This window comes from Streptomyces sp. NPDC056231 (assembly GCF_048270745.1).
Lineage (GTDB): Bacteria > Actinomycetota > Actinomycetes > Streptomycetales > Streptomycetaceae > Streptomyces.
The window spans coordinates 1-26,605 of record NZ_JBLVKW010000062.1; the positions used below are offsets into that span (position 1 = coordinate 1).

The window sequence follows — 26,605 nt, forward strand, 5'->3', positions numbered from 1 at the left end:
CCCCGACCCATTCCCCCATCACCACGAAAACGAGTCTGGCCCCGCCGCTCACGCGGCGGGGCCAGAACCCCAAGATCTTCATGAATCTTCTAGGGCGTGTCGTCGAACGGCCGTCGTCGCTCGAAGGGCGGCCACGCCGTATCCGGTGTGCGATCACACGCTGCCGACGTGCGTGCCAGACGCCATGCGGCAGACGGCAGTTCGACGACAGCCCTTAGGGGCTCCGGTTACCGTCCACATGGAGGACGACCTTGCCGCGCGGATGCTCGGTCACAAGTACCTCGTAGGCCGCGCTGGTCTCGGTGAGTGGCATCACGCGGTCCACCACCGGCGTCAGACGGCCCTCGTCAATCAGTTCTGCGATGGCCACCAGACCGGCCCGGTCGGGTTCGACGATGAAGAACAGGGCTCGGACTTCATGGACGGCGGCCTTCTCGGGGTCCGGGGGCCGCACGACGCTGATGAGGGTTCCGCCGGGCCGCAGCGTCGCCCAGGAGCGGTCCTGCGTCTCTCCGCCCACCAGGTCGAGCACCACGTCCGCGTCCCGTACCAGGCCCTCGAACCGTTCAGCCCGGTAGTCGATGACCCGCTGCGCGCCGAGCGCGGTGACGAAGTCAATGTCACGCGAGGAAACGGTGGCCGTCACGCGCCCGCCCAGCGCCGTAGCGATCTGCACGGCGAAGGTGCCCACGCCGCCGGCGCCGCCGTGAACCAGGACGTGCTGTCCCGGTTGCAGCTCGGCATGGTCGACCAATGCCTGCCATGCGGTGAGGGCTGCGAGCGGTACAGCGGCCGTGTGGTCGTGGTCCACCTGGGACGGCTTCGCGGCGAGCACGCTTGCGGGAACGGCAACGTACTCGGCTGCCGCACCGTCGCGGGTGAACGGGATCAGCCCGTAGACCTCGTCGCCGACAGCGAGATCGGTCACCCCGGCGCCGACTTCGGCCACAACGCCGGAGACCTCGTGCGAGGGAATGGTCGGCGTTCGGTCGCGCCCCGTCCCGTCAATGCTGTCGGTCCAGCTGGCGTCCCATTCGAGTTCGCCGGCGGTGATGGAGGCGGCGTGCACCGCGACGAGCACTTCGCCGGTGGCCGGTTCGGGGCATGGGGCCGACTCGTAGACGAATTGTTCCGGGCCGCCCCGCCGGTGGGCCCGGACGGCGTGCATCGTACTGGTCATGAGGAGATCACTCCCGTGATCGGACCGACCTCAGTCGGTCATACCGGCCCGATCACTCCTTGGACGGCAGCTCGCTCCTCATCAGGCCCGCACCGGACGCCTGGCTTCGTAGCTGAAATGCAGCATCGATCGTTGGCGCATCGCGGCACCACCCAGTGCCTCTCCCGGCAAGCGAATCACTGACATGCCGACCTGTCTCGTGTTCAGAGAGCCGTTGGTCAGCTGATCATCTGCTGTTCGGCGCGGAGGCAGTCACAGATCGAGGATGAGATCCGCGGGTGGTTGTGAGCAGCAGATGAGCGCGTTGCCCTCGGCCGGCAGGTCGATGGGATCAGGAGAGTAGTCGACACCGCCGGAGACGACTGCCGTCTCGCAGGTGTGACAGACACCGGTACGGCACGACCACCGCACTGGGACATCGCATGCCTCGGCGAGTTCCAGGAGTGTGCCGTAGCCGGGGTCCCAGGGAACGGTCAGGCTGCTGCGGGCGAAAGTGACTGAGGGGCCGGTACCCGGTCCAGGCGGATGGGTGGGCAGATGGGGAGCCGGTGCATCGGTCGGAACCACTCCGGGCGTCATCGCGGTCACGGATCCAAAGGTCTCTGTGTGGATCCGCCCAGGGGCCAGGCCGCAGCTCACCAGTGCTTGTGTCATGTCGTCCATGAATGCCGCCGGACCGCAGATGTAGGCGTTGGCGTCCTCCGGGATTCCAAGGCTCTCCAGAATCTGGGCGGTGAGCCGACCGGTGGAGGAGTAGTCGTCGCTGAGACGGTCGTCGTCGCGTGGGCGGCTGTACGAGACATGCCGTCGGCCGGACGGCAGGCGTGACATCAGGGTGCGCACCTCGTCGGCGAAAGGGTGCTCGGCGCCGTCCCGGGCTCCGTGCACCCACCACACCGCGCGGGGATCACGGTTGTCGGCCAGTGCATGGAGCATGGCGAGCACCGGGGTGGCACCGACGCCGGCGGAGATCAGCACGATGGGTGCCTCGTTGTTGTCGAGGGTGAAGGTGCCTCGCGGAGCAGCCACCTCGAGGACGTCGTCGACCACGACGTGTTGATGCAAGTAGCTGCTGCCCACGCCATGGGGTTCTTGCTTGACGCTGATCCGGTAGTCAGCGCCCCCCGGGCGCCCGGACAGGGAGTAGCTGCGAATAACCGGTGCGCCCTGCGGGTCGGGACGCATCCTGACGGTGACGAACTGGCCTGGCAGCGCTGGTGGAAGCCGACTGCCGTCGGTGGCGGAGAGGGTGAGGGAAAAGATACTCCTGCTTTCGGGGGCGATGCGCGTGACCGCCAGGGGGCGGAAGCCCGGCCAGGCCGGCGGCGGGCTGCTCGCGGCGGCAGTCAGGCCCGTATTGCCTCCCGTACTGCCTGTTGACCAGCCCTTCGAGTCGTAGTCGTCCAGGAGCGACTGCATGGACGTCTTCCAGCCAGGGCTGAGAGCGGGAATGCGGAGCGCCCGCTCCACCTGGTAGCGCGAACGCCCGGGTCTGTAGAGGACGGCGTCGACCTCCGCGACGGTCATGGCTTCCGGCCCCGTGGAGACTTTGACGATCTCGTCTCCGGCCTGGACGACCCCCTCGGCCAGCACCTTCAGATAGAAGCCGGGGCGTCCATGGGCGACCAGCAGGGCGGGCATCTGCGGTTCGTCCATGCGAAGACCCACGCGATAGCACGTCACCCGGGGCTGCGTGACTTCGAACAACGCCTCGCCGATGCGGTACCGGTCGCCGATGCACACCTCGTCGTCGGGCAGTCCGTCCACGGTGAAGTTCTCACCGAACTGGCCGTGAGTGAAATCGTTGCGGTGCAGGTGCTCCTGCCAGTACCGATAGGAGTCCACCTGGTACACCAGCACCGCCCGGTACGGCCCGCCGTGACCGGTGAGGTCGCCCTGGCCGTCTCCGTCGATGTTCAGCTTCCTGACCATCCGCGGGCCCGTGACCGGGTGCTTCCATACACCCGTATGCGTCTCTCGGCCCTTCCAGGGAACATCCCGGGGCATCCCGACATTCACCGCGACGAGCGTGGCCATCCGTGCATCTCCCTGGTCGAACGGACCGCCCCCATCACTGCCACGCTAATACGCCAACTGTCGATGGCACGTGCAGGACACGTGACGCAGTGCCCTGCGCAGGGGTCTCCTTATCAGCACAGGTCCGTACTGCTCAGGGGCGGACCGGAGACGAAGGTGGCACCGCACTGGCAGTGGCGCAGCAGTCGCCAGGGTCCGGATTCATCGGGCCCTCCAGGACGGACGTCCGAAAACCATCCTGTCGGCGGCGGAGGCCGCAGCGAGGTCGACTCCTACCAAGTCCATGCCAACGCCCTGGCATCAGGGGTCTCCCCCAGGTCCTCGGCGTGGTCACGCCACGCTGCCCGGGTTGCCGCTCCACCGGCGAACACGGAAGGTGAAGCCAACGGCTGTCCACTCACAAGAAAGCGCAGGTGAATGACAGTGACCATCGCGCCGTCCTCCGTGGCCGGTATCCGTGCGCCCGACACCGGAATCGCGCGGGAAGCGGACCAGTTGGTCCGGGACACCACGAGCGAGCTCATCTACCACCACTCACGGCGCGTGTTCTGGTTCGGTGCCCTGCAGGGACGCCGTCGCGGTCTGAGCTTCGATCCCGAACTCCTCTACATCGGCGCTCTCTTCCACGACCTCGGGCTCGGCGAGCGCTTCCACGGGAGCGGCCGGCGGTTCGAGGTGGACAGCGCGGACGAGGCCCGGCGATTCCTCCAGTCGCACCATGTGCCGGAGGACAGCATCCGGCGCGTGTGGACCGCCATTGCGCTGCATACGACGCCTGGTATCCCGCAGTTCATGGAGCCGGAAGTAGCTCTGGTAACGGCCGGGGTCGAATGCGACGTCCTCGGTATCGGCTACGAGGAGATCTCGGAGGCCAACCGGGCAGAGATTGTCGCCCTGCATCCCCGGCCGGAATTCAAGCGGCGCATTCTCGCTGCATTCACCGACGGGATCCGGCCAAAACCGGAGACGACCTTCGGCAATGTGAAGGCCGATGTGCTGCAGCACTATGTGCCCGGTTTCGAGCGCGGGGATTTCGTCCGTACGATCCTCGACTCCCCATGGCCGGAGTGAGCGGGCGCATCCGATCGGCACCGGACTGGCCGCGGCGGCCGTTCAGCCCGCTTGGGCGATCGCACCGCGGAGCATGGCCACGGTCGTCGCCGCCGCCCGACGCTCCGTGTCGTCCTCTGTCGCACGCACACGCTCCTCCAGGAGCACAACGGCCGCCTGGAGGACCCCGATGCGCACCGGAACGCTCCGCATTCCGGCCAGTACCGCGGCCGCCTGCTCCGCCGGGGTCGCCGTCGAAGCCTGCGGAATGAGGATGGTGCCGCGCCCGAGCGCACGGTCGCGGGGTGGTTGAGCTGCTGAGGTCACCGGAGAAGTCTGCCGCACCCGAACCCTGGATTCGGTCAGCGACTTAGCCGTTGTCCGTCCTCTTGATGGTTGATGTGTACGTAGACGCGCCTCGACAGGTCTTCCAGCTGCACCGCCGACCAGACAGCCAGCGGTCATGGTCGCGCCCAGGTGCGCATAGCGCTGCGTGAGGCGAAGGCGGCCAGGTCCTTGTCGAGCGGGTGGTCGGCGTACTGATGGATGCGCCAGGGCGCCTCGATACGGGGATGTCCGGCGGTCACGAAGTCTGCGATCCACAGACCGTCACCGGCATACGACGTGGTGTCGTAGTTCAGCCAGAAGTGCCGGTTGCAGTAGAGCAGGACCCGGTGGTGCGGCCTCAGGCGCTTGACCTCGCGGATGAAGCGGTCCTTCTCGGCATCGCTCGCCCGCGTTCCGTCACCGGTCACTTCCCAGTCCACGGCGAGCAGATCGCCTGCCTTCTCCGAGGCCTTGCTCACGAAGTACTCTGCCTGCGCGGTGAGGTTTCCCGGCCACAGGAAGTGATAGAAGCCGACCACGCATTCTGCGTCCCTGGCTCGCTTGACCTGTGCGGACAGGTGTGGATTGACGTACGAACGGCCCTCGGTGGCCTTGATGAAAACGAAGTCGATTCCGTCCGTGTCGAAGGACGGCTGATACGAGCTGACATCGACGCCGTGCAGCATGGGCACCGCCTTCAAGTGGGCTCCGTGGTTCCGTTTCTCTCTGTACGTGCCCGCAGCCACCGGTTCCCATCCGTCCCTCCCCAGGGGAACGTTCTTCCGGCCACCCGGAATAGGTCTCCGCATCAGCGAGTTGGTGAAACGACAAGACGGCATGGCACTTCGCAGGCACCATCGGAAGGTCGGATCAATGAAGATCGGCATCATCGGAGCAGGCAACATCGGCGGCAACCTGACCCGGCGTCTCACCGCGCTCGGTCACGAGGTGTCCGTCGCCAATTCCCGTGGCCCTCAGACGCTCACGGCGCTCGCCGAGGAGACCGGAGCCACCCCGGTCACCGTGGCAGAGGCGGCGCAAGGGGCGCGCGTCGTCGTCGTCACCATCCCGGTCAAGGCCGTCCCCGGCCTGCCCGCGGGGTTCCTCGACGGGGCGGCGGAGGGTGTGGTCGTCATCGACACCGGCAACTATTACCCGCAGCAGCGCGATGGCCGTATCGCCGCCATCGAGAACGGCCTGCCGGAGAGCAGGTGGACCGAGGAGCAGATCGGTCACCCGGTCATCAAGGCATTCAACGGGACGTACGCGGAGGACATCCTCTCCAAGCCGCTCCCGAAGGGCAGCCCCGGCCGTCAGGCCCTGCCGGTCGCCGGTGACGACGCGGCCGCCAAACAGACCGTGCGGGACCTCATCGACGAGCTGGGCTTCGACACGGTGGACGCGGGCAGCCTGGACGAGTCGTGGCGCCAGCAGCCCGGCACGCCCGTCTACGGCAACCAGGGCGATGCCGAGACCATCGCGAAGGCGCTGGCCGAGGCGTCCCCGGAGCGTACGGCGGAGTGGCGCGCCTGACGGACAACGCCCTGGTGCGGGGCTTCGCCGAGGTTGTAAGTGAACTCACGGCCGACGCACGGGCGTTGTCCGACGGCTCACTACCGCGCGTCGTCCGGTGCGGCCGGGAGGCTGTCCATGAACGAGCTGACGGAGAACACGGCGCGACCGGGTCCGGGCGGACCGTAACCGGGCGGCGAGCTGAGCCCGTACTCCTCCATCGTCGAGCGGTACGCGTCCAGCAGCCGGATGTGGTAATCCAGTGGCGCGCCGTCCGGGTTGGTCTTTCCCAGCGGCGTGGTGGGCTCCGGGCACCATGTCGTGAAGCGCGGGGTGATGCCGTGCGACATGAAGAACCGCAGGCCCTCGGTGGTCGAGTCGATGGCCTCGTCAACGGTCGTGAAGCCGAATGGCTCGGCCATCTCCACGCCCGCCACGAAGTTGGGAATGACGTTGCGGGCGCCGAAGACCTCAGCGGAGTCCAGGATCCGGCGGTGCCACTCGTCGCGGCCCACGTAGCGCTCCTTGCCGGGGCAGTACAGCTCGAACAGCCGCCGGTCCCACACTTCGTAGTTGGGGTGGTAGATCTGGACGCCGTAGTCGTGGAAGCGCTGGACATCGGCTTTCGGCAGTGCCTGCGCGACGACCTTGCCGATCCAACGGCCGGGAAAGGCGTCCTCGATCGCCTTGGCGTACTGCCCGTAGAAGTCGGCTTCGTCGCGCCCCCCGATGTGGGAGGTGATGGCGCCGCCGGTCAGGGTGTAGGCGGTTGAGGTCTTCGCGGTGTCGTAGCGGTCGATGATGGCAAGTGCTTCCAGCACCTCCTCGACCGGCTTGACCCCGGTGTAGGGACGTCCCGCCGCCTTGTGCTGGCGCCAGTTGTGGTTGATGTCGCAGTACTGGCACTCCTCCTTGGCACCGAAGTACTGGCAGACGCGGAAGACCGTCAGATAGACGAGGTAGCCCCACTGGATGGTGGGCGCGACCTCCATCACCGACTTGCCGTTGGCAAGCGTGTGGCGGTAATAATCCGGCATCGGCGGCAGGCCCACGTCCGAGATCCGCCTGCCGTCCAGGTACAGCCCCAGGACGCCGTCCTCGTCGGCCGCGACGCGGTAGGGCGACGCCGGGTTCACCCGGACCGAAACTACCGTGCGGCGCAGCTCGTACGGGCCTCCGGTGAGCACGATCTCCTCCGGCGGGCGTCGCAGGGCTGCCGCACCCAGTTCCGGCAGGGTGCCGTGGTCGAAGGAGAAGATGAAGTACGACTTCGGCTTGACGTCACCGTCCTCGTTGTCACTGAGCGCGGACTCATCGAACGCCACGCCGCCGCGGAGCAGGTCCTCCTTGATGACGGCTTCCCGCGGCACGTGCGGGAACCGTTCCATGAGCCGCTCGATCAGGTGGGTACGGCTGGGGTCGCTGTGGCCGGTGTCGGTACGGCTGGGCATGTACGGGACTCCTCGGTCCGGTCGTCGAATGTTCTTCCGGGTACGCCACACCTTGCAACGAACCACGGACGTGATCCGTTCGCGACGCCCGTCCCCATCCCTTCGAGCACGGGGTGGGACTGCTGCAGATGCGCGGCATGAACAAGGAGCTGGGACCCACGGTGCTCGGCATGCACCATGCGGTGGAGGCGGCGCCGGCTCCGCGGGGGATCCTGAATCCCGGAAAAGTTCTCGGCGCCCGGCCGGGCGTTTCGGTGTCGCTCCTGGGGGTCGTCGCCGGTCGGAAGGGTGGTTCGGGGCCCCTGTCAGTGGGGCGCGGCACACTGGCAGAAGTGCGAGACGGGCAAAGGGGAGCGGATGGGCAGCGAGCACGACACCGGTTTCGAACCGGCCACTGGGGACGGCCCTTTGGCCCCGGGGCCGACGGAGAAGCGTGCCGTGTCGGTGCGGACGGCGTGGGAGGGGCTGCTGCAGATCCGGCGGCTGACAAACACCGGGCGGGCGGACCCGGAGGGCGTACCGGCTCAGTGGGAGCTCCGTCGGATGGTGCGGGCGGTCGCGCTGGCGCTGGAGGCGGCCGGCGTGCCCGCGTCGGCCGTTGATGCGTCCGGGCAGCGGGTCGCTTCCGGGTACCGCGTACAGGAGGGCGAGACACCCGGCACCGTACGGGTGGAGTGGCTCGGTCCGCCCGGCAGCGGGGCTGCGCACGAGGAGGAGGCGGAACTGACCCGGTGCGCGACATCGCTGGGGCAACTGGGCTGGACGGCGCTGCTGTACCGCGGGCCGCGACGCCGGCGGTTCCTGGAGGTCGAGCCCTGAAATGTCACCCGCGCCTGTCGCTGTTCGGGTACCGGCTCTCCTCTGTTCACCGCCACCCGGGCGACGCCATATAGGTCGACTTCCGGATAATCCGCCACGGATCGAATCACGGTTACCCTGACAGACATGACTGCCATGGCACCCACCCGCACCGAACCGGACCTCTCCTTCCTGTTGGACCACACCAGTCATGTCCTGCGGACTCAGATGTCGGCAGCGCTTGCCGAGATCGGACTCACGGCGCGCATGCACTGCGTGCTGGTCCACGCGCTGGAGGAGGAGCGGACCCAGATCCAGCTCGCCGAGATCGGCGACATGGACAAGACCACGATGGTCGTGACGGTCGACGCCCTGGAGGAGGCCGGTCTCGCCGAGCGCCGCCCCTCCAGCAAGGACCGTCGGGCCCGGATCATCGCCGTGACCGAGAAGGGCGCCAAGGTCGCCGAGCAGAGCCAGCAGATCGTCGACGGTGTGCACGAGCGGGCACTCACCGCCCTCCCCCAGGACGAGCGTGACGTGCTGCTGCGCGCACTGAAACACCTGGTCGATGGTCACCTGGCGACCCCGTCCGAGAGTCCACAGACGGTCCGGCGTGCACGCCAGCGTGGGTAACGGACCACAGAGATAGAACTGAAAGAAATAGTCTGCAACAAAACCATCCGCTAATGTCTCTCCTGTCACCTCATTCGACAGGAGAGAACGCATGTCCGCTCCTTCTGCTTCTCCCGCAGCCGCTGACCGGCCGGCGCCGTCCGCGACCCCCGCTCCCACGGCCCGCTCCCGTCGGCTGGCCCTCGGAGTGATCGCCACCGGCATGCTGATGATCGTCCTCGACGGCTCCATCGTGACCGTGGCCATGCCGACCATCCAGAACGACCTGGGGTTCACACCCGCCGGGTTGAGCTGGGTCGTCAACGCCTATCTGATCGCATTCGGCAGCCTGCTGCTTCTCGCAGGCAGGCTCGGCGACCTGCTCGGCCGCAAGAGCATGTTCCTTGCCGGCACCGCGCTGTTCACCGCCGCGTCGCTGCTGGCGGGCGTGGCCACCACGCCCGCGACACTGATCGCCGCCCGGTTCCTGCAGGGCGTCGGCAGCGCCATGGCGTCCGCAGTCGGCCTGGGCATCCTCGTGACGCTCTTCACCGAGCCCCGCGAACGCGCCCGGGCGATAGCCGTGTTCAGCTTCACCGGTGCGGCCGGGGCGTCGATCGGCCAGGTGCTCGGCGGCGTCCTCACCGATGCGCTCAGTTGGCACTGGATCTTCTTCATCAACCTGCCGATCGGCCTCGCGGCGCTCGCGGTCGCCATGCCAGTCCTGCCCGCCGACCGCGGTCTCGGACTCCGGGCCGGCGCAGACGTCACCGGCGCGCTCCTGGTCACCACAGGGCTGATGACGGGCATCTACACAGTCGTCAAGGTCGAGGAGTACGGCTGGACCTCCGCGCGCACGCTCGGGCTGGGCGCCCTCGCCGCCGTCCTGCTCGGCGCATTCGTCGCCCGCCAGGCCACCGCTGGAACCCCGCTCATGCCGCTGCGCATCCTGCGATCGCGTACCGTCGCGGGGGCCAACCTGGTCCAACTGCTCATGGTCGCGGCGCTGTTCTCATTCCAGATCCTGGTCGCCCTGTACCTGCAGAAGGTCCTCGGTTACGGCTCCGCACGGACCGGACTCGCGATGCTTCCGGCAGCCGTGGCGATCGGCGCCGTGTCCCTGGGGGTCTCGGCCCGCCTCAATGCGCGCTTCGGTGAACGCCGCGTCCTGCTGAGCGGGCTCGTCATGCTGGTCGGGGTCCTCGGACTGCTCGCTCGCGTGCCTGTGCACGCGCATTACCTCACCGATCTGCTCCCAGTGATGCTGCTCGGGGCCGGTTTCGGCCTCGCCCTCCCGGCGCTGACCACACTCGGCATGTCCGATGCGAAGGCCGATGACGCCGGGCTCGCGTCCGGGCTGTTCAACACCACCCAGCAGATCGGTATGGCAGTGGGCGTCGCCCTGCTGTCCACGCTGGCGGCCTCCCGCACCCAGGGACTGCTCACAAACGGAGAGAACCGGGCCAGGGCACTGACGGGCGGCTACCACCTGGCCTTCGCCGTAGGCGCGGGCCTCCTGGTCGCCGCATTCGCGGTCGCGTTCATGGTGCTGCGCCCGGTGCGGCCGAGCCATCTCCATGCGGAGCCACCGGGCAGCAATCGACGCCCCTGAACGTCCCACCGACGTGGATTGCGCGCCCGTGGGAGTCCACGGCAGCCGGACGAGCCAATCGCAGGACAGCCCAGCAGGACGTCAGTCAGCCCCAGTGCCACGGCCACCGGAACCCGGCTACGAGTATCAATGTCAGACCCATGAGAGATGCTTGATGGTCCGACACCTCTGACCAGGAGATGCTGAGATGCGCAATGACGAACTCGTCGCGGCCCAGGCGTACGTCCGGCTGCTGGAGGCCACTCGGGCCGCCCTCGCGGACCCGGACGAGGCGCCGTTGTACCTGCCCCTGCTCGCCTCGCCGATGGCGGAGGCCGACGGTGCACTGCAACGTGCAGGGCTCTGCGGAAATGAGGCCCGGTTCTTCGACCTCGTGCGGACCCTGCAGCCGAGCATGTCCGGCAGCAGTCGCTGAACAGCACCAAACACTGCATATCGCAGCATGGCAGCCTGGGCTGCGATGCCCGCGGCGGCCGGTTCGTTCCCGAGGGAAAGGAAGCGGCCGCCTCGGTCGGTGCCCTCGCACAAGCCAGGGCAGCGCGGCGGGCATCCCGGTGACACAGCGGTGCCACCGCCCCTACGGTGGCTGTCATGACTGCAGCTCCACGGACGCTCGCACTCGCCCGCCCTGTGGTGATCTCGTCGGTGCCCGGGTCGCGGTGGGCACCCTCTCGTGGCCCTGGACCGATACCCGCGAGCAGGCGTTCACCGCGAGGTCCCCTCGCGGTGCGGAGGGCGCTGCGCCGCGTGGCGCAGGACCGGTGAGCCCCTGCTGAGCGAGACAAGGGTCAGACTGTTCTTCTGACCGCAGGCACGACGACAAGGACGGCGGTCCGCCGATGGTTCGAAGCAGCAGGAACGCCCGGCGTCTCGTGGTGAACGACGAGACGTTCCTCTGGTCGGTCGGTCATGACCACGATGTCGAGGAGGGCACGTACCGCAACTGCCGCGAGATCCTCACGATCCGCCACTACCGTGCACGCGGGCGGCTCCTGATCGTGTTCCAGGAGGGCACCGGCCGACTGGTCCCCGACGGCTTTCTCCCCTCGGGAGCCGTCGGCACCACGCAGGGCGGCTGGCTGAACCTGCACAAGCCCGGAACCGTCAGAGCCCTGCTCGACGAGGCGGTGTCCGGCGGGTGGCACCCGGACACCTCCTCGACCGAGCAACTCGACGGCTGGGAGCTCTTCGATGCGGTGGCCGCTCGCCGGAACGCGGGGTCGCCCGAGCTCCCTCACACGTGATGAATTGTTTCACGCCCTTAAGGAGTCTGGCACCGGCGTATCGCCGTACGCTGCGGCGTGCCGCAGAGCCGGCGGGCCGCGAACCGACCCGGATCCATCTGGTCGGCGGCGGCTCCCGCAAAGAGCTGCTGTGCCAATCGACAGCGGATGCGACCGGGCTGCCCGTCATCGCCGGCGCCCGGGTCACCGCGTGCCTCAGCCGGCGGCCGAGGCCTCACAGGCGAGTCCGAGTTCGCGGCCACCCAAGGGCGTGAAGAACGCTGCCACGTCAGCCGTCGTGACCTGGTTCAGCCGGGCCGGACTCCACTGCGGGGTGCGGTCCTTGTCGATGATCTGGGCGCGCACACCTTCCACCAGATCGGGCCGGGTGAAGGCGGTGCAGGAGACGCGGAACTCCTGATCGAGCACCTCCTCCAAGCTGTTGAGGAGCCGGGCGCTGCGCACCGAGGCAAGGGTTGCCTTGAGTGCGGTGGGCGACTTGGTCAGAATCGTCTCGGCGGTCTCCTTCGCGGCGGATACTCCGCAGTTCTGGAGCCGCTCGACGATCTCCTCGACCGAGTCCGCCGCATAGCAGGCGTCGATCCAGTCCCGATGCGCGGCCAGTTCGGCGACCGGGGCCTCTGTGACGTACTGCCGCACCACCTCCGTGACGTCGGCGGGCGTGGCGGCCCCGGCCAGCTCCCGGGTCAGTTCCGGCAGGTGCCGCGACGATACGAAATGGTCCGCGAGCCCGCACAGCAAGGCGTCGGCCGCTCCGACGGCGACCCCGGTGAGCGCCAGGTGGGTACCGAGTTCACCGGGTGCGGAGGCGAGAAGATGGGTCCCGCCCACGTCGGGTACGAAGCCGATACCGGTCTCCGGCATGGCGACGCGGGAGCGTTCCGTGACGACACGGACGCTTCCATGGGCCGAGATGCCCACCCCGCCACCCATCACGATGCCGTCCATGAGCGCGACGTACGGCTTGGGGAAGCGGGCGATACGGGCGTTGAGCCGGTACTCGTCACGCCAGAAGTCCAGCGATGCGGAGCCGCCCGCGCGGGCGTCCTCATAGACGGCGCGGATGTCGCCGCCTGCGCAGAGGCCGCGCCCCCCCGCCCCACTGATCAGCACCGCGGTCACCGAGTCGTCGTGTTCTGCCCCGGTGAGGGCTTCGTCGACGCGGAGCACCATGGTGTGAGTCAGCGCGTTCAGTGCGCGTGGACGGTTGAGCCTGATGTGCCGGGTGCGGCCCTCGGTGTGCAGCAGGACGGGATCTTCGTTGTTCATCAGTGCGCTCCGGTCAGGCCCTGGGTTGTATCGTCCACCGGTCACGGACGATCTTCCGATGCTCATTCTGCGATGGCGGTCCGCAGATCGAGGCAGCAGGGGTACCGAGGACCCGCAGGAACGAGTTCGGCGGACCGCTGGGAGCGGGGTCCGCTGTGGCAGCACTCCGGGGCGGGTTCGACAATTGAGACACGTACCAGACACACCTGCAGGCCGTACTGTCCGCCAATCCCGCCGGACGACCTCCGGAGCAGGAATGACCGACCACGACCAGGAGCCGGACTCCGACGATACGCCCCGCCCGCAGATCGACCAGCCGTACATTGGCGAGACCGGGACGGAAGAGCGGCTTGCCCTGAATCGCACGGGCAGCTTCGAGTGGGACCTGGATGCGCGGTCACTGGACATCGACGCGGCAGGTCTGCTCGTCTTCGGACTGGACCCGGAGGAGTTCACCCCCGACCCGGAAATTCTGGTTTCACGGCTCGACCCGGCGGAACGGGCCCGGCTGGAACTTGCGATCGACGAGGCCATCACGGGTGGCCACAGTTCATACAGCGTCCATTTCCAGGTTCCGCGTGAGAACGGCACCCACCAGTGGACACATGTCCAGGCGCGGATTCTGCGGAGGGACGACGGGCGGGCGCACCGGGTCATCGGGGTCGTGCGGGATGCGACGGCGGAGGTCACCCATTCGGCCTTCGTGCTGGACCTGGAGAAACGCCGCCAACGGCAGACCAGCATCGTTGAGCGCACAACAAGTGCGATGTCGCGTGCGGTGAGCGTGAACGACGTGACCGCCACACTCGCCGGCCCCAGCAGTCTGGCCATGCTCGGCACGGACGGACTCGCCCTCGGTCTGGTGGAGAACACCTCCATGAATGTCATCGCGGTGAGCGGGGTCGCGCCGGAGAGCATCATCGAGATCGGGTCCGGAAGCCTCGACCCGCGGTTCCCCCTGGCCGATACGGTCCTCAGCGGTCGACCCCGTTTCATGACTTCAATCGCCGGCCCCCTGCGGCGGTATCCGGCCCTGGAGCCGTACACGGACCAGCTGAACTTCCGCGCCGCCGCCTATCTTCCGCTGGTCGCGCAGGCGCGATCACTGGGCGGTCTCGCGCTCTTCTACTGCGAGCGGACGGCCTTCAACGCCGACGAACGCAACCTGTGTCTGGGGCTCGCGGCGATCGTGGCCCAGTCACTGCAGCGGGCGACCCTCTTCGACGAGGAGCGGGAGTTCGCCACCGGGCTGCAGTCGGCGATGCTTCCCCGGCGGATCCAGGAGATCGAGGGCGGCGAGATCGCCGTGCGCTACCACGCGGCACGCAGCGGGCGGCAGGTCGGCGGCGACTGGTACGACGTGATCGCCCTGCCCAAGAACCGCTTCGGCATCGTCGTGGGCGACGTGGAAGGACATGACACCCATGCGGCCGCCATCATGGGCCAGCTGCGCATCGCCCTGCGCGCGTACGCGGGCGAGGGACACCCGCCGGAGACGGTGCTGGCCCGGGCCTCGCGCTTTCTCTCCGAACTGGACACGGACCGCTTCGCCACCTGCACATACGCCCAGGTCGACCTCCCCTCGGGTGCCGTACGTGTGGTCCGCGCCGGGCACTTCTGTCCGCTGATCCGGCACATGGACGGCCGGGTCGGCACTCCGCAGATTCGGGGCGGTCTGCCCCTCGGGCTCTCCACGGACTTCGGGAACGAGGAGTACCCGGAGACGCGTCTCGACCTGGTGCCCGGCGAGACCCTTGTCCTTTACACCGATGGTCTGGTGGAGAAACCGGGCGCCGATATCGAATCGGGTGTCCGTGCACTGATCCACGAGGTGAGCACGGGGCCCGCGAGTGCGCAGGCACTGGCCGACCATTTGTCCGACCGGCTCTGGGAGCACTGGGACGCGGAGGACGATGTGGCATTGCTGATCCTCCGGCGCAGTCCGGACCCGGGTTCGCGGCGGGCGCCGCGCCTGCACCAGTACATCCACCAGGCGGATCCCGAGGGCCTCTCCGATGCCCGATCCATCGTGCGTCAGGCACTGCAGGACTGGAACATGGCCGATCTCGCCGACGATGCCGAACTGGTCACCGGCGAGCTGCTGGTGAATGTGCTTCTGCACACCGAAGGCGGGGCTGTGCTCACGTTGGAGGTCCTTCCCGAACCTGTCCACCGGGTGCGGCTTTCGGTGCAGGACCGCTCCAGTGCCTGGCCGAGGCGCCGGACTCCCGGCGAGACAGCGACATCGGGACGCGGTCTGCTGCTCCTCGACGCCGTCGCCGTTCGCTGGGGCGTCGAGCCGCGCGGCGAGGGGAAGGCGGTGTGGTGCGAGATCGGACCTGCCGCACCGCCCGCCACCACGCCCCTGGTCGCTGCCGCGAAGGCCCATGAGTCCGCGGGGCCTGTGGAGATCCCGGATCCGCCCGAGCCGACGGAGGAACGACGTTGAGCAAGCTGTGAGTTGAGGGAGCACGTCATAGCCTGGTCGTGCTTCGGCAGTTCGAGCGTCTTGTGACTCCTCCCCCACCTGATGGTGGGGGCTTCTCGCTATGCCGGTCGGGCTTCGCGACGGACCAGCCCGGCCCGTAGAACGTTCAGGGCGCCCACCGTGTCCGCGTGTGCCTGGTGGCCGCACGAGACGCAGTGGAACTTCTCCTGGGTGGGCCGGTTCTCCTTGGCGGTGTGCCCGCACCGAGGGCACCGCCGGGAGGTGTTGCGGGGGTCCACGGCCATCACTTCCCGTCCGGCGCATTCTGCCTTGGCGGTGAGGATCGTCAGGAACACCCCCCATCCGGCATCAGCGACCGAACGGTTCAGCCCGGCCTTCGCGGCGGCCCCGTTGGGCAGGAAGCCGCCCGGCGTGGCGGGGTCCGGCTTCGGAGCCGGGGCCTCGCTCATGTTGCGGATCCTTAAGGCTTCGTGCGCGATGAAATCGTGGTCACGCACCAGGTTCAACGCGCTCTTGTGCGCGTGGTCCAGGCGCTGACGGCGGACCTTGCGGTGCAGCCGCGCCACCGTCTCCACGGCCTTACGACGGCGCCTGCTGCCCCGCTTGCACCGGGCGAGGGCCTGCTGCGCGGCTTCGAGCCTGGCGGCGGCCTTCGCCCCGTGACGGGGGTTGGGCACGAACTCGCCGCCCGAATCGGCGAGGAAGTTCGTTATCCCCATGTCGATGCCGACCACGGAACCGGTCCGGGGAAGCGGCTCAGGCGCGGTCTGCTCGGCGGTCAGGATGACGAACCAGCGCCGCCCTTCACGCTTGACGCTGACCGTCTTGACCTTGCCGACCACCGGCCGGTGCCGGCACCTTGACGTGCCCGACGCCCTGGATGCGGACGCGGGTGACGGGATCATGCGGAGTCGAGTCCCAGCGGCAGCCGTCGCCGTCCTTCGGGAAGTCCACGGTGTCGAACCGCTTGCCCGAACGAAAACGTGGATACCCCGGCGCCTCCCCGGCCTTCACCCGCCGGAAGAACGCCGCGAACGCCTTGTCCAGCCGCCGCAACGTCGCCTGCTGAGAAGAGAACAACCAACGGCCCTGACGCTCCAGGTCGAACGCCCGGATCTCCTTGAGCTGCGCGGACTGCTGCCCGTACCGAACCGTCGTCCTCGAGCCGTGCCGGTAGGCGTCCCGGCGCTCCTGCAACGCTCCGTTGTAGAGCGAGCAGTGGTCACGCAGCATCTCGGCGAGCGCGATCGCCTGGCCCGCAGTGGGCCGCATGAGGAACTTGTACGCACGAATCATCCGGCCCACCCCCTCCCTGGCCCGCTGCGGAGATCATAATCCACTTGGCATATGTCACGAAACTGGGAACAAAACTCCGATATTCACACAAATCGCCACGTCACCTAACCACCTTCATGCTCACTTGGTGTTCGTCACCAAGTACCGGCGCGACAGGTTCGATGACGACATGCTGAAGCGGTGCGAAGAGATCATGCGCGAGGTCTGCGGCACGTTCGAGGCGCAGCTGCGGGAGTTCAACGGCGAAGCCGACCACGTCCACCTGCTGGTGCACTACCCGCCGAAGGTCGCCCTGTCGAAGCCGATCAACAGCCTCAAGGGCGTCAGCTCCAGGTACCTGCGAGCGGAGTACACCGGGCGAATCAACCGCATCGGCACGGGACCGGTCTTCTGGTCCCGCTCCTACTTCGCGGGATCCTGCGGCGGAGCACCACTGACCATGATCCGCCAGTACATCGAAGAACAGAAACGACCTGCCTGACCATCCCCCACGCGCAGCGAACTTTGGCGCTTCGCGCCTCCGGACCAAGGATGCGTTTCACTCCCCGGCTGAAGCCGGGGATACCCACGCAAGATCAGGGATGGATTGTTCCTCCACATGTTTCATCGCTGAATGGCGACGAGGCGCACAACGGCGGTACCTGATCTGCAGGACGAAAAGTGCTGGAGGTCGCGTTCCCGTTCAGGCATCCTGACTGCATGTTGATCAGGGAAGCCAAGCCCGAGGACTGGCCTGCCATCTGGCCCTTCTTCCACACCATCGTCGCCGCAGGTGAAACCTTCACCTATCCGACGGATCTCGGCCAGGACCAAGGCCGTGACTGGTGGATCCTGCCAGCCCCCAACCGGACCGTCGTCGCGGTGGACGACTCGGGTACGGTCCTGGGCACGGCAAAGATGAACCGCAACCACATGGGCAACGGATCGCACATCGCGAGCGCCAGCTACATGGTTGACCCGGCGCACTCGGGGCAGGGCGTGGGGCGCGCACTGTGCGAATACACGATGCAGTGGGCGCGTGCTGCGGGCTACCAAGCGATGCAGTTCAACGCGGTGGTGGAGACCAACGCCCATGCGGTGAACCTGTACCGGGCACTCGGCTTCGAGGTACTGGGCACACTGCCGGAGGGCTTCCGCCACCCGAAGAAGGGCTACGTCGGGCTGCACATCATGCACCGCACTCTGTGAGAAGCACCGGGGAAGGGCCTGGTGCCTCACCATTCCGGGACGCTGCTGCCACCCTGTTCAGGCTGGTGCGGGCACCGAGCTGCGTCATCTCCTCGACGGTGCCGAGTAGGATCTGGCCAACTTCCTTCCAGTGGCGCCCGACTGGGTGTCTCAGCACCTGCCCGACCACGCCGACCCCGTCACAACCGCCCTGGCGCGATTCCTCGCCCTGTCGGCGCCGACCGTACCCTCAAGGCCGTAGGCGCCCCTGCTCCGTTGATCAACTGGTCGGCAGGTCCCCGCGCTGTTGCCGTGTACGACGCGGAGAACGTGTGCGCGTGTATCCGGGGCACTTCGACGCGGGTGCCGACAGCTGAAGCAGGTTGTCCGCGGCGTTCCTTGCCTTCAGACAGCCACGTGCACGGAGAGTGGTCCTGGGGCTCCCCGAGGGCTCGATGGAACGTTCCTCCGCGCAGGCACTGAACCTTGGGCTGCCGATGGTCGCCTTCACCGAACACATCGACCACACCGTGTGCACCGTCGCTGTCCGAGCCCGCTCCACATGGGCACGTGAGACGCCCCGGATCTTCGGTCCGGGGCGTCTCACGGCCCGGCGGAAGCTCGTCCCGTCGCCGGCTGTCGGCGGTAGCACTTGCCCGCCTGGGCACCTTCAGTTGCGGTCACCGACCGGCCGATGGCAGCAACAGCGGTTGCCGCCTCGCTGTTGTGCCCGAGCACCAGGACAACAGGGCGACAATCGAGGCCGTACCGGTGGCTACCCTGCGCGGGCCCACCTGGACGTCGTGATCAGACAAGGTCGAACCGGTCGAGGTTCATCACCTTGTCCCACGCCGCGACGAAGTCGTTCACGAACTTCCTCTTCGCGTCGTCGCCCGCGTAGACCTCCGCGAGCGCGCGCAGCTCGGAGTTCGACCCGAAGACGAGGTCGGCGCGGCTGCCGGTCCACTTGACCTCGCCCGTGGCGGCGTCGCGACCCTCGAATGTGTTCGCGTCCTCGGACGTCGCCTTCCACGTCGTGCCCAGGTCGAGCAGATTGGCGAAGAAGTCGTTGGTCAGAGACCCGGGGGTCGTGGTGAAGACGCCGAGCGGCGACTGCTGGTAGTTGGCGCCCAGGACACGGAGGCCACCGACGAGGACGGTCATCTCGGGGGCGCTCAGAGTCAGCAGGTTCGCCCGGTCGATCAGCAGGTACTCAGCCGGCAGCCGGTTGCCCTTGCCGAGGTAGTTGCGGAATCCGTCGGCGGTCGGCTCGAGCGCGGCGAACGACTCCACGTCGGTCTGCTCCTGCGACGCGTCCACGCGGCCCGGCGTGAAGGGGACCTCGACGTCGAAGCCGGCGTCCTTGGCAGCCTGCTCGACGGCCGCACCACCGGCCAGCACGATCACATCGGCGAGCGAAACCTGCTTGCCGCCGGATCGGGCGGCGTTGAAGGACTCCTGGATCCCCTCCAGGGTGCGCAGCACCACCGCCAGCTGGTCGGGGTCGTTGCCCGCCCACCCGTTCTGCGGCTGGAGGCGGATGCGCGCGCCGTTGGCGCCGCCCCGCTTGTCGCTGCCACGGAAGGACGAGGCCGACGCCCACGCGGTGGACACGAGCTGGGACACCGACAGGTCAGAGGCCAGGATCTGGCCCTTGAGGGCGGCGATGTCCTCGGCGTCGATGAGCTCGTGCGTCACCGCGGGGAGAGGGTCCTGCCACAGCAGCGTCTCGGCCGGGACCTCCGGGCCGAGGTAGCGCACGGTCGGGCCCATGTCGCGGTGGGTCAGCTTGAACCACGCCCGGGCGAAGGCATCTGCGAACTCGTCGGGGTTCTGGAGGAAGCGTCGCGAGATCTGCTCGTAGGCCGGGTCGAACCGGAGCGAGAGGTCGGTCGTCAGCATCGTCGGGGCGTGGCTCTTCGACGGGTCGTGGGCGTCGGGGACGGTGCCTGCCCCGGCGCTGTCCTTCGGCCTCCACTGATGCGCACCGGCGGGGCTCTGGAACAGCTCCCACTCGTATCCGAACAGGATCTCGAAGAAGCTGTTGTCCCAGGTCACCGGGGTGTTCGTCCACGTCCCCTCAAGGCCGCTGGTGATCGTGTCGCCGCCCTTTCCGGTGCGATACGAGTTCCTCCAGCCGAGGCCCTGCTCCTCGAGCGAGGCGCCCTCGGGGTCGGGGCCGACGTTGTCCGCGGGGCCCGCACCGTGCGTCTTGCCGAAGGTGTGACCGCCCGCGATCAGGGCGACCGTCTCCTCGTCGTTCATCGCCATCCGGCGGAACGTCTCACGGATGTCGCGGGCCGCGGCAAGCGGGTCCGGGTTGCCGTTCGGGCCCTCCGGGTTGACGTAGATGAGGCCCATCTGGACCGCGCCGAGGGGGTTTTCCAGCTCTCGGTCGCCGGTGTAGCGCTCATCGCCGAGCCACGTGGTCTCGGGACCCCAGTAGACGTCCTCGTCGGGCTCCCACACATCCGCACGACCGCCGCCGAAGCCGAAGGTCTTGAAGCCCATCGACTCCAGGGCGACGTTGCCGGCGAGGATCATGAGGTCGGCCCACGAGATGCTCTGGCCGTACTTCTTCTTGACCGGCCACAGCAGGCGGCGGGCCTTGTCGAGGTTCCCGTTGTCCGGCCAGCTGTTGAGGGGGGCGAAGCGCTGCTGGCCGGCCCCGGCGCCGCCGCGGCCGTCGCTGATCCGGTAGGTGCCCGCGCTGTGCCACGCCATCCGGATCATGAACGGGCCGTAGTGACCGAAGTCGGCCGGCCACCAGTCCTGCGAATTTGTCAGTACCTCTGCGATATCCCGTTTCACGGCAGGGAGTTCGAGACTCTTGAACGCCTCGGCGTAGTCGAACTCCTCCCCGAGGGGATTGGCCACGGCCGGGTTCTTGGCGAGGACCTTCAAGTTGAGCCGCTCCGGCCACCACTGGCGGTTTCCGCCGCCCTGAGTCGGGTGCGGGGCACGCCCGTGCACGATCGGGCAACCACCTCCGCCCTCCGCTTTCGCGTCTACGACGATTGCATCGTGGTTCTCAGACATGGGAATCCTTCCGTACTGGGCGGATCACGGTGTTCAGGAACTGCGGGCGGTGGAACAGTCGGGGCACAGGCTCCGGCGATGACCTCGGCCCGTTGATCGAGCAGCTGTGGTCGTCGGAGACGGGCAGGCGGGGCGCCTCACCGACCGCGCGGGTCGACACCGGCGACGACACCCCACAACAGGTACACGATGTGGTGCTGGTTGTCCCCGAGGCGTCGCTCGAACCGGGCCGGACTGCCGACCGGTTCGACGCGGCGTACGAGTCACGCCGTAGTGAGCGCGTGGAGGGCCTCACACACGATTGCAAGGGAGATGGGGCCCACCGGTCGCGCGCCCGGGAGGCGATCGCCTCGATGCCGAGGTGGTCACCGTTCCGGACGGTCTCGAGCAGCGCGCCCCCGGGCGGCCGTCACCGCCCCCAGGCCGGCACCGCACAGCTCCTCGGCGGTGGTCCCGTCACTCTGTCTCCTGCCGTACTGGAGTCTTCCTGTCCCTGGGCTATTGCCGAAACCGATCCTACGATGGACAGAGTCTCAGTCAAGAAGCGCGCCAAACCTATATTCGATCAGGACTTCGAACTCCACTGGTAAATTCGGGTATCCCCACCGAATCTGAATTGGTGAACTGATATGAGTGACCTGCTGGAGCGACTGCGAGGACGTGGCTGGCGGATGACCTCCCAGCGGCGTGTCGTTGCGGAGGTCCTCGACGGCGACCACGTGCATCTCACGGCCGACGAGGTGCACGCTCGCGCAGCGCAGCGACTGCCCGAGATCTCTCGGGCGACCGTCTACAACACCCTGGGCGAGATGGTCTCCCTCGGTGAGGTCATAGAGGTCTCCACCGACGGCCGCGCCAAGCGCTACGACCCCAACGCACACCACCCGCACCAGCACTTGGTGTGCTCCAGCTGCGGCACGATTCGCGATGTCCACCCGACCGGCGATCCGCTGGCCGCCCTCCCGGCGGTGGAACGGTTCGGCTTCACGGTGTCCGATGCCGAGGTCACCTACCGCGGGCTGTGCCCGTCCTGTACATAAGACCGACCGGCAATTGGGGAGTGGGTGAAGGAGCGGGGCTGGGGTGCGTGCATCGCAAGGCGGAGGATCGAGCCATGGTGGAGCCATGGTGGAGCCATGGTGATGGACGACAACGCCGCGAGGTGCGTGCCCCAGCCCCGTGACGCCGCCCCCAATTGCCTGTCGGTCTACGGGCTGTCCCGTGACCGGCAGACGGAGGGCCTCCCACCGCAGTGCGGTGGGAGGCCCTCCGTGCCGTTGAATGCCGACGATGCGTCAGCGAGATGAGAACTCGTCCTTCTCACTGTCGGCACGGCGACCGGGCCTGTCCTCGGCCGCACGTCCGCCGTCCTTCATGGACTGCTCCCTGATGCGCCGGGCCTCCTCGTACAGCCTGCGACGTTCCTGCGGATCGCTCGCCTGCTCGGCACGCTGGTTCAGCTCACGAACCTTGTCCTGCATCTGCCGCGCACGACTGGCGGACTCGCCTGCAACGCTCATCATCACTCCTGGGGAGGTGAGGGTGGGACACATCGCAGCCAACCAGCGCGCCACCGCTCGCGCACCCGGGAGCGTCACCCTGCGCAATCGTCGCAGGCAGTCAGCCTTGATGGGGTCGCGTCACTTCGAAGGCAGGCATCTTTTACATCCCCTCTGCATCAATGTGCTGGGTATCTGCAGCAATCCGGCACCCCACCGGACGCGCGGGTTGAAGTCAACCGGCGCGGGCGCGTCCGACTACGACAGCAGGGCCTCCCGGCATCGCTCGGTTCGATTCGCATCCCGAGCTACCGAGAGGCTCTGCCTTCATGCGCGTACCGCCAGAACATCACCCGCCCAGGACCCCTGCTCGACCCGCACGTTCCAGGACCGGTTGACAGGCGGCTTCTGGAGCCTGTGCGCCGACCTGGTCAGGCCGGGCGGTCGTCGGTGATGTGCCGGTCCTGCACCTTGGTCCGGTACAGCCACAGCAGTACCGCCACGACCAGAACTGCGAGTGCCACTCCCAGTTCTGTATAACCGCCGTATCCGGTGATGGAGAAACCGGTCGCGCCCACCACCAGCACCACGGTGAGGAACCCGGTCAGCGTCCAGGCCAGGGGCACGAAGAACCGGGGCAGCCGGATGGGACGAACGGCGTCGGGACGGTCCTTGCGCAGCAGCGCGAAGCCGGAGACCGCCAGCACATGGGTGAGGATGTATCCCAGGTTGCCCGTGACGATGATGGCCAGCGGGGTCTGAAGCACCGTCAACACGAAGACATTGAGCGCCAGGGCCACCAGCAGCGCCCGGGCCGGCACACCGCGCTTGTTCAGCACTCCCACCTGCCTGATGGTGAGCCCGGCCTTGCCCATCTCGTACAGCACGCGGGAACCGTCCGCGAGACCGGTGATCATGATGAGCAGCAGCGAGGCGATGAGGAAGACCACCATGAGGTCGGAGGCGCCGCCCACCAGGTCCTGGAAGGCTCCGATGAAGAAGGTGGTGGGCTCCTCGCCGATGGCCTTCTCGCCGACGTACCCCGACAGGGTCAGTGGCAGCAGGATGAACACACCGAGGGAGAACAGCACACCGGCGCGCAGCGCCCGGGAGGTGTCGCGCACCGTGTCCTTGTACTCGGGGGCGAAGGTCGCGCACACCTCCACACCGAACGACGTCCACGCCATGACGTACAGCCACACCAGCGCCTCGCGCAGTCCCGCGGCGCCGTGCAGATTCCAGTGCAGGCCCTGCGCGCTCCAGTCACCGGAGAACAGCGGCAGGACGATGAATACGGCGAGCGGCACGAGCAGCGCACCGCCGGTGACGTAGACGACCCACATGGCGACGTGCAGTCCGATCATCGCCGCGCCGAACAGCAGCAGCATCACGAGCAGGCCCACAGCTATGGGGAAGTCCACTTTCGCCGGCCCGAACTCCAGGCTCCAGTCCTGGCCGGGGAACCACTGTGCCTGAACGAAGGAGCCGATGAGTCCGGCGTAGACGGCGAGGGCCGTCGTCCAGGGGAACCAGTAGCCGATGCTCGCGATCGGACCCACCACGGGCGCCCGCTTCTTCCATCCCTCGGTCGCGTAGTGCGCGATCCCTCCGGAGGAATCGGGGAACATGGCGGCCATCTCGGTGTAGATCCAGTTCGTCGCGGTGGCCAGCACCATCGACGCCGCCCACAGGGCGATCGCACCCCAGGCGCCGAGTCCGCCGATGGAGGCGCCGAGCGAGGCGATGAGCGCCGCCGGCATGGTCAGCGACATCGCGAATCCGTCGAACCAGCTCATCTTCTTCGGCAGTGCCGGGGCGGACGCACCCGCCGATCCCGACAAGTCCGAAGGGTCCGGCGAGGGCGGGGCTGGGATCTGTGGCTGGGATGACATGGCGTTCCCCTCAGAGTGGGCGCAGACATGACAGTCGATGACGCCTGGTTATAGGGGAGGCGAAAAATGTCTGTCAATACTCATGAACAAGCAATCATCGACTTTCGCTTTTGCCTATTCCGCAGTCTTGACAGCCCTTAATTGCTCAGTGAGTCTCCAGTCATCGCAGCGGACCCTGGCTGACGCGGCCCGGAGCCGATGCGCCCTTTCCCGGTCAGGACAGGACAGAGAGGCCAACGCATGACCACCCCGACCGCCGACCGGCACCAGCTCTTCATCAACGGCGCGTACACCGAAGGCACCTCCGGAACCACCCACAAGGTCATCAGCCCCGCGACGGGCGAACTCGTGGGCACCTTCCCGCTGCCCGCGGCCGCCGACGTAGACGCCGCGGTGCGTGCCGCCAACGAGGCCCAGCCTGCCTGGGCCTCGACCAATGTGTGGACCCGTGCCGAGCTCTGCCACCGCATCGGTACCGAACTCGGCAAGCGCGTGGACGAACTCGCCCGCCTCCAGTCCCTGGAGCAGGGCAAGCCGCTCGCCGAGTCCGTCGCCGACATCGAGGAGGCGGCCAAGCTCTTCCACCTGCACGCCGAGGACGCCGTACGACTGCACGGCGAGACGCTGCCCTCCACCGACAACACCAAGCGGATGTTCACCTTCCAGCGCCCGGTGGGCACTTGGGGCATCATCACGCCGTGGAACTTCCCGCTGCTGATGCTCGCGGAGTTCGTCGCCCCCGGTCTCGCCACCGGCAACGCCCATGTCGTCAAGCCGCCGGCCAACACCCCGCTCACCGTTCTCAAGGCGATGGAGGCGTTCGTTGCCGCCGGACTGCCCGACGGCCTCGTCAACATCGTGCCCGGAGAGGGCGACACCGGCGATGCGCTGGTACGCCACGAGGGCATCCACGCCATCGGGTTCATCGGCTCCACCGCGACCGGCGCGAAGATCCAGTCCGCCGCCGGACTCAAGCGCTCCATCATGGAGTGCTCGGGCAACGGGCCGCTCGTCGTCCTCGCCGACGCCGATGTCGAGGCCGCCGCCAAGGCCGCTGTCGACGGTGCCTATCCGTGCGCCGGACAGGTCTGTTGCGCCACCGAACGCGTCATCGTGCACGCGGACATCCACGACGAATTCGTCGAGGCCGTGCTCCGCGAGGCCCAGCGCATCACCCTCGGCGACCCGTTCGACCCCAAGACAGTTCTGGGCCCCCTCAACAACGAGGACGTCGCGGCCAAGATGGACCGTCACATGGCAGATGCCCGCGAGCGCGGCGCACGCATCCTGCTCGGCGGCAAGCGCGCTTCAGGACACCCCACGGACCTCTACTATGAGTTCACCGTGGTGGACGGGGTGCCCGAGGACAGCCTGCTGTCCCGCGAGGAGTCCTTCGGCCCGGTCGTCCCGATCATCACCGGGCAGGACGAGGACGACCTTCTGCGCATCGCCAACGACGACAAACTGGGCCTGCAGGGTGCCGTCTTCACCCGCAGCATGACCTCCGCCTTCCGCTTCATCGAGGAGATGGAGGTAGGCCAGGTCGTCGTGAACGAGAGCAACAACTGGTGGGACATCAACATGCCTTTCGGTGGAGCCGGCAGCCGCTCCACCGGCTGGGGCCGCATCGGCGGCAAGTGGACGCTCATGGACATGACCGACACCCGCACCGGCGTCATCAGTCTCTGAGCTCCCGGCTCGCCCGAACGTCCGCCGACCGGGGCCCTGACCAGCGTCGGGGTCCCGGCCCGCCCTGCCTCTCCGAGCCAGCAACAAGGTACCCGCCACATGACCACCACAGCTCCGCGCCCCACCGGCCATCGCTCGCTTCTGCATGTTCGCCGGCACCGCCGCGCACGGCCGGATCTCCTACGCCCTCGGCTTCACCGGACTCGGCGTCGGCGCCACCCGCTACGGCGCCCAGGTCATGGTGGACCTGCTCTCCGGCCGGAGCACGGAGCGGCTCCGGCCCGCCATGAACCGCCGCCCTCCGGTGCCCTTCCCCCCGGAGCAGGTCCGGTATCTCGGCATCGAGGCCACCCGGTGGTCCATGGCCCGCGAAGACGCGCACGGCCATCGCAACCTGTGGCTGCGCACCTTGGACCGACTCGGCCTCCGCTTCGACTCCTGAGCCGGACAGGATAGGCCCGTACGACCAAAGTTCCAGGCCC

At 67.8% G+C, this 26,605-nt stretch carries 20 protein-coding genes and 6 pseudogenes; 15 read left to right on the forward strand and 11 right to left on the reverse strand.

Annotated elements, in window-relative coordinates; translation table 11 throughout:
• Window positions 1-214 precede the first annotated feature (214 nt).
• Both ACNPQM_RS32790 and ACNPQM_RS32795 read right to left on the reverse strand, forming a co-directional pair.
• The gene (locus tag ACNPQM_RS32790) at window positions 215-1,180 is read right to left on the reverse strand and encodes an NADP-dependent oxidoreductase (RefSeq protein WP_418086808.1); all 966 of its coding nucleotides are present in this window, start codon (window positions 1,178-1,180) and stop codon (window positions 215-217) included.
• 252 nt (window positions 1,181-1,432) lie between these two features.
• Window positions 1,433-3,217 (reverse strand): MOSC domain-containing protein, encoded by a 1,785-nt coding sequence (locus ACNPQM_RS32795; RefSeq protein ID WP_418086809.1) that lies wholly within the window; start codon window positions 3,215-3,217, stop codon window positions 1,433-1,435.
• Between the two features lie 417 nt (window positions 3,218-3,634).
• Between ACNPQM_RS32795 and ACNPQM_RS32800 the strand changes: the two genes are divergently transcribed.
• Entirely contained in the window at window positions 3,635-4,288 is a 654-nt protein-coding gene (locus ACNPQM_RS32800; protein WP_418086810.1) for an HD domain-containing protein, read from the forward strand.
• Between the two features lie 42 nt (window positions 4,289-4,330).
• On the opposite strand, the gene ACNPQM_RS32805 is transcribed toward ACNPQM_RS32800, so the two are convergent.
• Together ACNPQM_RS32805 and ACNPQM_RS32810 are read right to left on the reverse strand one after the other, a co-directional pair.
• A complete protein-coding gene (locus ACNPQM_RS32805; RefSeq protein ID WP_418086811.1) occupies window positions 4,331-4,594 on the reverse strand; it encodes a hypothetical protein in 264 nt (87 codons plus the stop codon).
• 134 nt (window positions 4,595-4,728) lie between these two features.
• Window positions 4,729-5,280: a glycoside hydrolase family 25 protein gene (locus tag ACNPQM_RS32810; RefSeq protein ID WP_418086845.1), complete on the reverse strand. Its 552-nt coding sequence runs from the start codon at window positions 5,278-5,280 to the stop codon at window positions 4,729-4,731.
• 151 nt (window positions 5,281-5,431) lie between these two features.
• On the opposite strand from ACNPQM_RS32810, the gene ACNPQM_RS32815 reads away from it, so the two are divergent.
• Entirely contained in the window at window positions 5,432-6,127 is a 696-nt protein-coding gene (locus tag ACNPQM_RS32815) for an NADPH-dependent F420 reductase (protein WP_418086812.1), read from the forward strand.
• Between the two features lie 80 nt (window positions 6,128-6,207).
• Here the strand turns inward: ACNPQM_RS32815 and ACNPQM_RS32820 are convergent, their stop codons facing one another.
• Window positions 6,208-7,557, reverse strand: a complete 1,350-nt coding sequence (locus tag ACNPQM_RS32820; RefSeq protein WP_418086813.1) for a radical SAM protein — start codon at window positions 7,555-7,557, stop codon at window positions 6,208-6,210.
• Between the two features lie 113 nt (window positions 7,558-7,670).
• On the opposite strand from ACNPQM_RS32820, the pseudogene ACNPQM_RS32825 reads away from it, so the two are divergent.
• From ACNPQM_RS32825 to ACNPQM_RS32855, 7 genes and pseudogenes are all read left to right on the forward strand, one after another.
• Window positions 7,671-7,775: pseudogene (locus ACNPQM_RS32825) on the forward strand (hypothetical protein); the annotation flags it as partial.
• A 139-nt stretch (window positions 7,776-7,914) separates the two neighbouring features.
• Window positions 7,915-8,376: a hypothetical protein gene (locus ACNPQM_RS32830; protein ID WP_418086814.1), complete on the forward strand. Its 462-nt coding sequence runs from the start codon at window positions 7,915-7,917 to the stop codon at window positions 8,374-8,376.
• A 126-nt stretch (window positions 8,377-8,502) separates the two neighbouring features.
• Window positions 8,503-8,988 (forward strand): MarR family winged helix-turn-helix transcriptional regulator, encoded by a 486-nt coding sequence (locus tag ACNPQM_RS32835; RefSeq protein WP_358860939.1) that lies wholly within the window; start codon window positions 8,503-8,505, stop codon window positions 8,986-8,988.
• Between the two features lie 91 nt (window positions 8,989-9,079).
• Complete coding sequence (locus ACNPQM_RS32840; protein ID WP_418086815.1) at window positions 9,080-10,579, forward strand: MFS transporter; 1,500 nt, start codon at window positions 9,080-9,082, stop codon at window positions 10,577-10,579.
• A gap of 187 nt (window positions 10,580-10,766) precedes the next feature.
• Entirely contained in the window at window positions 10,767-10,994 is a 228-nt protein-coding gene (locus tag ACNPQM_RS32845) for a hypothetical protein (protein WP_358860937.1), read from the forward strand.
• 424 nt (window positions 10,995-11,418) lie between these two features.
• Window positions 11,419-11,823 (forward strand): hypothetical protein, encoded by a 405-nt coding sequence (locus ACNPQM_RS32850; RefSeq protein ID WP_418086816.1) that lies wholly within the window; start codon window positions 11,419-11,421, stop codon window positions 11,821-11,823.
• 17 nt (window positions 11,824-11,840) lie between these two features.
• Window positions 11,841-12,014, forward strand: a pseudogene (locus ACNPQM_RS32855) (FGGY-family carbohydrate kinase); the annotation flags it as partial.
• A gap of 4 nt (window positions 12,015-12,018) precedes the next feature.
• Here ACNPQM_RS32855 and ACNPQM_RS32860 read toward each other — a convergent pair.
• The gene (locus ACNPQM_RS32860) at window positions 12,019-13,092 is read right to left on the reverse strand and encodes an enoyl-CoA hydratase/isomerase family protein (protein WP_418086817.1); all 1,074 of its coding nucleotides are present in this window, start codon (window positions 13,090-13,092) and stop codon (window positions 12,019-12,021) included.
• Between the two features lie 256 nt (window positions 13,093-13,348).
• On the opposite strand from ACNPQM_RS32860, the gene ACNPQM_RS32865 reads away from it, so the two are divergent.
• Window positions 13,349-15,541, forward strand: coding sequence for a SpoIIE family protein phosphatase (locus ACNPQM_RS32865; protein ID WP_418086818.1), 2,193 nt, complete (start codon window positions 13,349-13,351; stop codon window positions 15,539-15,541).
• Window positions 15,542-15,639: 98 nt separating this feature from the next.
• Here the strand turns inward: ACNPQM_RS32865 and ACNPQM_RS32870 are convergent.
• Window positions 15,640-16,837 (reverse strand): annotated as a pseudogene (locus tag ACNPQM_RS32870) (RNA-guided endonuclease InsQ/TnpB family protein).
• 51 nt (window positions 16,838-16,888) lie between these two features.
• Between ACNPQM_RS32870 and tnpA the strand changes: the two are divergent.
• Window positions 16,889-17,318: pseudogene (tnpA, locus tag ACNPQM_RS32875) on the forward strand (IS200/IS605 family transposase).
• 218 nt (window positions 17,319-17,536) lie between these two features.
• Complete coding sequence (locus tag ACNPQM_RS32880; RefSeq protein ID WP_418086819.1) at window positions 17,537-18,025, forward strand: GNAT family N-acetyltransferase; 489 nt, start codon at window positions 17,537-17,539, stop codon at window positions 18,023-18,025.
• 786 nt (window positions 18,026-18,811) lie between these two features.
• Here the strand turns inward: ACNPQM_RS32880 and katG are convergent.
• Together katG and ACNPQM_RS32890 are read right to left on the reverse strand one after the other, a co-directional pair.
• Window positions 18,812-21,043 carry a catalase/peroxidase HPI gene (gene katG, locus ACNPQM_RS32885; protein WP_418086820.1) on the reverse strand — a complete coding sequence of 744 codons (2,232 nt, stop codon included), beginning with the start codon at window positions 21,041-21,043 and terminating at the stop codon, window positions 18,812-18,814.
• A gap of 33 nt (window positions 21,044-21,076) precedes the next feature.
• Window positions 21,077-21,480 (reverse strand): annotated as a pseudogene (locus tag ACNPQM_RS32890) (Fur family transcriptional regulator).
• 192 nt (window positions 21,481-21,672) lie between these two features.
• Here ACNPQM_RS32890 and ACNPQM_RS32895 point away from each other — a divergent pair.
• Complete coding sequence (locus ACNPQM_RS32895) at window positions 21,673-22,083, forward strand: Fur family transcriptional regulator (RefSeq protein ID WP_358860931.1); 411 nt, start codon at window positions 21,673-21,675, stop codon at window positions 22,081-22,083.
• Between the two features lie 255 nt (window positions 22,084-22,338).
• On the opposite strand, the gene ACNPQM_RS32900 is transcribed toward ACNPQM_RS32895, so the two are convergent.
• Window positions 22,339-22,563: a DUF6381 family protein gene (locus ACNPQM_RS32900; RefSeq protein ID WP_418086821.1), complete on the reverse strand. Its 225-nt coding sequence runs from the start codon at window positions 22,561-22,563 to the stop codon at window positions 22,339-22,341.
• A 410-nt stretch (window positions 22,564-22,973) separates the two neighbouring features.
• Window positions 22,974-24,383 carry an APC family permease gene (locus ACNPQM_RS32905; protein WP_418086822.1) on the reverse strand — a complete coding sequence of 470 codons (1,410 nt, stop codon included), beginning with the start codon at window positions 24,381-24,383 and terminating at the stop codon, window positions 22,974-22,976.
• A gap of 291 nt (window positions 24,384-24,674) precedes the next feature.
• Between ACNPQM_RS32905 and ACNPQM_RS32910 the strand changes: the two genes are divergently transcribed.
• Both ACNPQM_RS32910 and ACNPQM_RS32915 read left to right on the forward strand, forming a co-directional pair.
• The gene (locus ACNPQM_RS32910) at window positions 24,675-26,123 is read left to right on the forward strand and encodes an aldehyde dehydrogenase family protein (protein ID WP_418086823.1); all 1,449 of its coding nucleotides are present in this window, start codon (window positions 24,675-24,677) and stop codon (window positions 26,121-26,123) included.
• Between the two features lie 133 nt (window positions 26,124-26,256).
• A pseudogene (locus tag ACNPQM_RS32915) lies at window positions 26,257-26,565 on the forward strand (FAD-dependent oxidoreductase); the annotation flags it as partial.
• Window positions 26,566-26,605: the final 40 nt, after the last annotated feature.

Bases quoted from the DNA above. Each gene is read 5' to 3' on its own strand.
- ACNPQM_RS32840 (WP_418086815.1), top strand. From the start codon at position 9,080: ATGTCCGCTCCTTCTGCTTCTCCCGCAGCCGCTGACCGGCCGGCGCCG.
- ACNPQM_RS32845 (WP_358860937.1), top strand. From the start codon at position 10,767: ATGCGCAATGACGAACTCGTCGCGGCCCAGGCGTACGTCCGGCTGCTG.
- ACNPQM_RS32910 (WP_418086823.1), top strand. From the start codon at position 24,675: ATGACCACCCCGACCGCCGACCGGCACCAGCTCTTCATCAACGGCGCG.
- ACNPQM_RS32865 (WP_418086818.1), top strand. From the start codon at position 13,349: ATGACCGACCACGACCAGGAGCCGGACTCCGACGATACGCCCCGCCCG.
- ACNPQM_RS32800 (WP_418086810.1), top strand. From the start codon at position 3,635: ATGACAGTGACCATCGCGCCGTCCTCCGTGGCCGGTATCCGTGCGCCC.
- ACNPQM_RS32815 (WP_418086812.1), top strand. From the start codon at position 5,432: ATGGCACTTCGCAGGCACCATCGGAAGGTCGGATCAATGAAGATCGGC.
- ACNPQM_RS32880 (WP_418086819.1), top strand. From the start codon at position 17,537: ATGTTGATCAGGGAAGCCAAGCCCGAGGACTGGCCTGCCATCTGGCCC.
- ACNPQM_RS32810 (WP_418086845.1), bottom strand. From the start codon at position 5,280: ATGCTGCACGGCGTCGATGTCAGCTCGTATCAGCCGTCCTTCGACACG.
- katG (WP_418086820.1), bottom strand. From the start codon at position 21,043: ATGTCTGAGAACCACGATGCAATCGTCGTAGACGCGAAAGCGGAGGGC.
- ACNPQM_RS32830 (WP_418086814.1), top strand. From the start codon at position 7,915: ATGGGCAGCGAGCACGACACCGGTTTCGAACCGGCCACTGGGGACGGC.
- ACNPQM_RS32795 (WP_418086809.1), bottom strand. From the start codon at position 3,217: ATGGCCACGCTCGTCGCGGTGAATGTCGGGATGCCCCGGGATGTTCCC.
- ACNPQM_RS32900 (WP_418086821.1), bottom strand. From the start codon at position 22,563: ATGAGCGTTGCAGGCGAGTCCGCCAGTCGTGCGCGGCAGATGCAGGAC.
- ACNPQM_RS32850 (WP_418086816.1), top strand. From the start codon at position 11,419: ATGGTTCGAAGCAGCAGGAACGCCCGGCGTCTCGTGGTGAACGACGAG.
- ACNPQM_RS32820 (WP_418086813.1), bottom strand. From the start codon at position 7,557: ATGCCCAGCCGTACCGACACCGGCCACAGCGACCCCAGCCGTACCCAC.
- ACNPQM_RS32895 (WP_358860931.1), top strand. From the start codon at position 21,673: ATGAGTGACCTGCTGGAGCGACTGCGAGGACGTGGCTGGCGGATGACC.
- ACNPQM_RS32835 (WP_358860939.1), top strand. From the start codon at position 8,503: ATGACTGCCATGGCACCCACCCGCACCGAACCGGACCTCTCCTTCCTG.
- ACNPQM_RS32790 (WP_418086808.1), bottom strand. From the start codon at position 1,180: ATGACCAGTACGATGCACGCCGTCCGGGCCCACCGGCGGGGCGGCCCG.
- ACNPQM_RS32860 (WP_418086817.1), bottom strand. From the start codon at position 13,092: ATGAACAACGAAGATCCCGTCCTGCTGCACACCGAGGGCCGCACCCGG.